We start from the raw sequence: 3,937 nt of genomic DNA on the forward strand, positions 1-3,937 counted from the left end.
CGGCGGCCCAGGCGAGGAAGGACAGTGTCGTCCTCGGCATGGTGCTCGAGCCGGCACCCGGCCTCGATCCGACGATGGCCCCGGCCGCGGCGATCGGCGAGGTGGTGCACATGAGCGTGCTCGAAGGCCTGACCAAGATCAACATGGACGGCAAGGTCACGCCGCTGCTGGCCGAGAGCTGGACCGTCGACCCCGACGGCAAGGTCTACACCTTCAAGCTGCGCCGCAACGTCAAGTTCCACGACGGCGAGGCCTTCGACGCCAGCGACGTCAAGTTCAGCTTCGAGCGGGCCAAGGCGCCGACCTCGACCAACAAGGCGAAGAAGTCGGTGTTCGACAACATCAGCCGGATCGACACGCCCGACCCGCAGACGGTGATCGTCGTCCTCAACAACGCCGACGGCAACTTCCTGTTCCGGATGGGCGAGAACCCGGCCGTGATCCTCGATCCGAAGAGCGCGCCGACGACCGCGACCCGGCCGGTCGGCACCGGCCCCTTCAAGTTCGACTCCTGGGCCAAGGGCTCGGCGATCACGCTGGTCAAGAACGACCAGTACCGCGACGCCGCCCGGGTGCAGATGAAGAAGGTGACCTTCCGCTTCATCAACGACCCGGCGGCGCAGGTGGCGGCGCTCCTGGCCGGCGACATCGACGGCATGCCGCGCTACGGCGCGCTGGAAAGCCTGAAGCAGTTCCAGAACGACCCGCGCTTCTCGGTCGTGCTCGGCGGCACCGAGGGCAAGACGATCATGACCATCAACAACAAGAGAAAGCCTTTCGACGACGTGCGCGTGCGCCGCGCGCTCGCCGCCGCGATCGACCGCAAGGCCGTCATCGACGGCGCCCAGGAAGGCTTCGGTGCGCCGATCGGCAGCCACATGGTGCCGAGCGACGCCGGCTACATCGACCTCACGAACGTGAACCCGTACAACCCGGACAAGGCGCGGGCGCTGCTCAAGGAAGCCGGCGTGCAGACGCCGCTCAACGTGACGCTGACGCTGCCGCCGCCCGCGTATGCGAGGAAGAGCGGCGAGATCATCGCTTCGCAGCTGGCCAAGGTGGGCGTTGTCGCCAAGATCGAGAACGTCGAGTGGGCGCAGTGGCTCTCGGGCACGTTCAAGGGCAACTTCGACCTGACCGTGATCAGCCACGTCGAGCCGCTCGATTTCGACCGTTACGCCGACCCCGCCTACTACTACGGGTACGACTCGAAGGCCTACCGCGACCTGCTCGCCGCCTACAACTCGACGACCGATCAGAAAGGGCGGCTGAAGATCCTCGGCGACATCCAGCGCCAACTGGCGACCGACAGCGTCAACGTCTACCTGTACCAGCTGCCGCAGTTCGCCGTCGCCAACAAGCGGCTGAAGGGCCTCTGGAGCAGCTCGCCGATCTTCGGCAACGACCTCGCAGCGCTGACCTGGCAGTGAGCGGCACTCCGTTGCACGAGCTGCCGGCGACGGAGCTCCTCGCCCGCTACGGCGACGGGTCGCTTTCGCCCGTCGAGGCGACGACGGCGGTGCTCGAGCGCATCGCCGCCTGGGAACCGCACCTGCGCGCCACCTACGCGCTCGATGCGGAAGCGGCGATCGCAGCCGCGCACGTCGCCGAGATGCGCTGGCAGAAGCACCGTGACGCCGGCGCGCCGATCGGCGCGCTCGAAGGCGTGCCGGCGATGATCAAGGAGAACATCGCGACGCGCGGCACGCCGAGCCCGCTCGGCACCGCCGCGACCCGCCTCGTGCCGGCGCCGCACGACGCGCCGCCGTCGGCGCGCCTGCGCGAGGCCGGCGCGGTGATCCTCGGCAAGACGACGATGCCCGACTACGGCATGCTGTCGTCGGGGCTCTCGAGCTTCCACGCCCTGACGCGCAACCCGTGGGACCTGAGCAGGAACCCGGGCGGCAGCAGCTCCGGTGCCGGCGCCGCCGTCGCCGCCGGCTACGGGCCCCTGCACGTCGGCACCGACATCGGCGGCTCGGTTCGCCTGCCCGCCGGCTGGTGCGGCATCTTCACGCTGAAGCCGAGCCTCGGCCGCATCCCGATCGACCCGCCGTATGCCGGGCGGGTCGCCGGGCCGATGACGCGCACCGTCGCCGACTCGGCGCTGCTGATGGGCGTGCTGGCCCAGCCCGACGAGCGCGACACGATGAGCCTGCCGCCGCAGCGCATCGAATGGATGCGGCTCGACCGCGACGTGCGCGGCCTGCGCATCGGCCTCCTCCTCGACGCCGGCTGCGGCCTGCCGGTCGACCCCGAAGTGAAGGCCGCGGTCGAGGCCGCGGCCGAGCGCTTCGCCGCCGCCGGGGCGCACGTCGAGCGGATCGCGCCCTTCTTCACCCGCGCCATGCTCGACGGCATGGACGCGTTCTGGCGCATGCGGTCGTGGCTCGACTTCTCGGCCTTGCCTCGCGAGAGCCAGGCCAAGGTCCTGCCGTTCATCGTCGCGTGGGTGAAGGGCGGCGCCCAGCTCAGCGGCGAGCAGGTGTTCCGCGGCTACAGCCAGATGGGCGCGATGCGCGACGCCGCCGTTGCCGCGCACCGGCCGTTCGACGTCGTCCTCTCGCCGACCGCGCCGATCCCGGCTTTCGCCGCCGAGCTCGCCTCGCCGACCGACGATCCGCAGCGCCCGCTCGAGCACATCGCCTTCACCGTCGCCTACAACATGAGCGAGCAGCCGGCCGCGAGCATCAACTGCGGCTGGACCGGGGCCGGCCTGCCGATCGGGCTGCAGATCGCCGGCAAGCGGCACGACGACCTCGGCGTGCTGCAGGTCGCGCGCGCCTGGGAGCAGCTGCGGCCGCCGCAGCGGCCGTGGCCCGAGCCGCCGCCCGCCGCCTGACACGCGCCCGGCGCGAGCCGACACCATGACGCTGCGCGACGCGCACGGCAACGCCGTCTCGACGCGGTCGGCCGCTGCCCTCGCCGCCGCCGAGAAGGCGCTCTGGCGCATGCTGTCCTTCTACGGCGTGCCGGGCGACGACCTCGACCTCGCCCTCCGGCACGACCCGGCCTGGCTGCTGCCGCACGTGATGAAGGCCGGCTTCCTGCTCGGCCTCACCGAGCCGTCGCTGCACGGCGAGGCGCGCGCCGCGCTCGCCGCGGCCGACCGGCTCGCCGCCGGCGGCAACGAGCGCGAGCGCGCCCACCTCGGCGCCGTGCACCGGCTCGCCGCCGGCGACTGGCTCGGCGCGGCCGACGCCTGGCAGGCGCTCGTCGCCGAGCACCCGCGCGATGCCCTGGCCCTGCAGTTGGGACACCTGCTCGACTTCTACCGCGGCGACGCCGAGGCCCTGCGCGAGCGAGTCGCCCGCGTCCTGCCGGCGTGGCACGACGACGACCCGTTCCAGCCCTACGTGCTCGGCATGCACGCCTTCGGCCTCGAGGAGTCGGGCCGCTACGGCGAGGCCGAAGCGGTGGGCCGGCGCGCGCTGGCCGGCCCGGCGCGCGTGCCCTGGGCCATCCACGCCGTGGCCCACGTCATGGAGATGCAGGGGCGGCACGAGGAAGGCGGGCGCTGGATGGGCGAGTGGCGGTCGCACTGGAGCGAAGGCAACGGCTTCGTCGGCCACCTCGGCTGGCACGAGGCGCTGTTCGCCCTCGAGTCGCTCGACCATGCACGGGCCCTGCAGGCCTTCGATGCCTACCTGCACGCCGACGCTGTCGAGATCACGCTGCAGCGCGTCGATGCGGCGTCGCTGCTCTGGCGCCTGGCCCTGCACGGCGCCGCCGTCGGCGACCGCTGGCAGGCCCTGCTTGCGCGCTGGCCGCTGGAGGACGCCGACGCGGCCGGGCACTCGGCGTTCAACGACGCGCATGCGCTGCTGGCGATGCTCGGTGCCCACGACCTGCGCCGGGCCGAAGCGTGGACGGCACGATCGATCGCCGCCGCGGCAGCGCGCCCGGGCTGGAACCGCGAGGTCATGCGCGGCGCTCC

3 protein-coding genes are annotated in these 3,937 nt (G+C 72.1%); all 3 read left to right on the plus strand.

The window, feature by feature from the left end; genetic code table 11:
• Positions 1-1,430 (plus strand): ABC transporter substrate-binding protein (locus AC30N0_RS03575; protein WP_489516561.1); only part of this gene is annotated, 1,430 nt, incomplete at its 5' end.
• A complete protein-coding gene (locus tag AC30N0_RS03580) occupies positions 1,427-2,842 on the plus strand; it encodes an amidase (protein ID WP_489516562.1) in 1,416 nt (471 codons plus the stop codon). The genes AC30N0_RS03575 and AC30N0_RS03580, both read left to right, overlap by 4 nt.
• Positions 2,843-2,867: 25 nt before the next feature.
• The coding region (locus AC30N0_RS03585) for a tetratricopeptide repeat protein (protein ID WP_489516563.1) at positions 2,868-3,937 on the plus strand (1,070 nt) is incomplete at its 3' end.

It is taken from the genome of Rhizobacter sp., from assembly GCF_031412495.1.
Classification (GTDB): domain Bacteria; phylum Pseudomonadota; class Gammaproteobacteria; order Burkholderiales; family Burkholderiaceae_C; genus Schlegelella_A.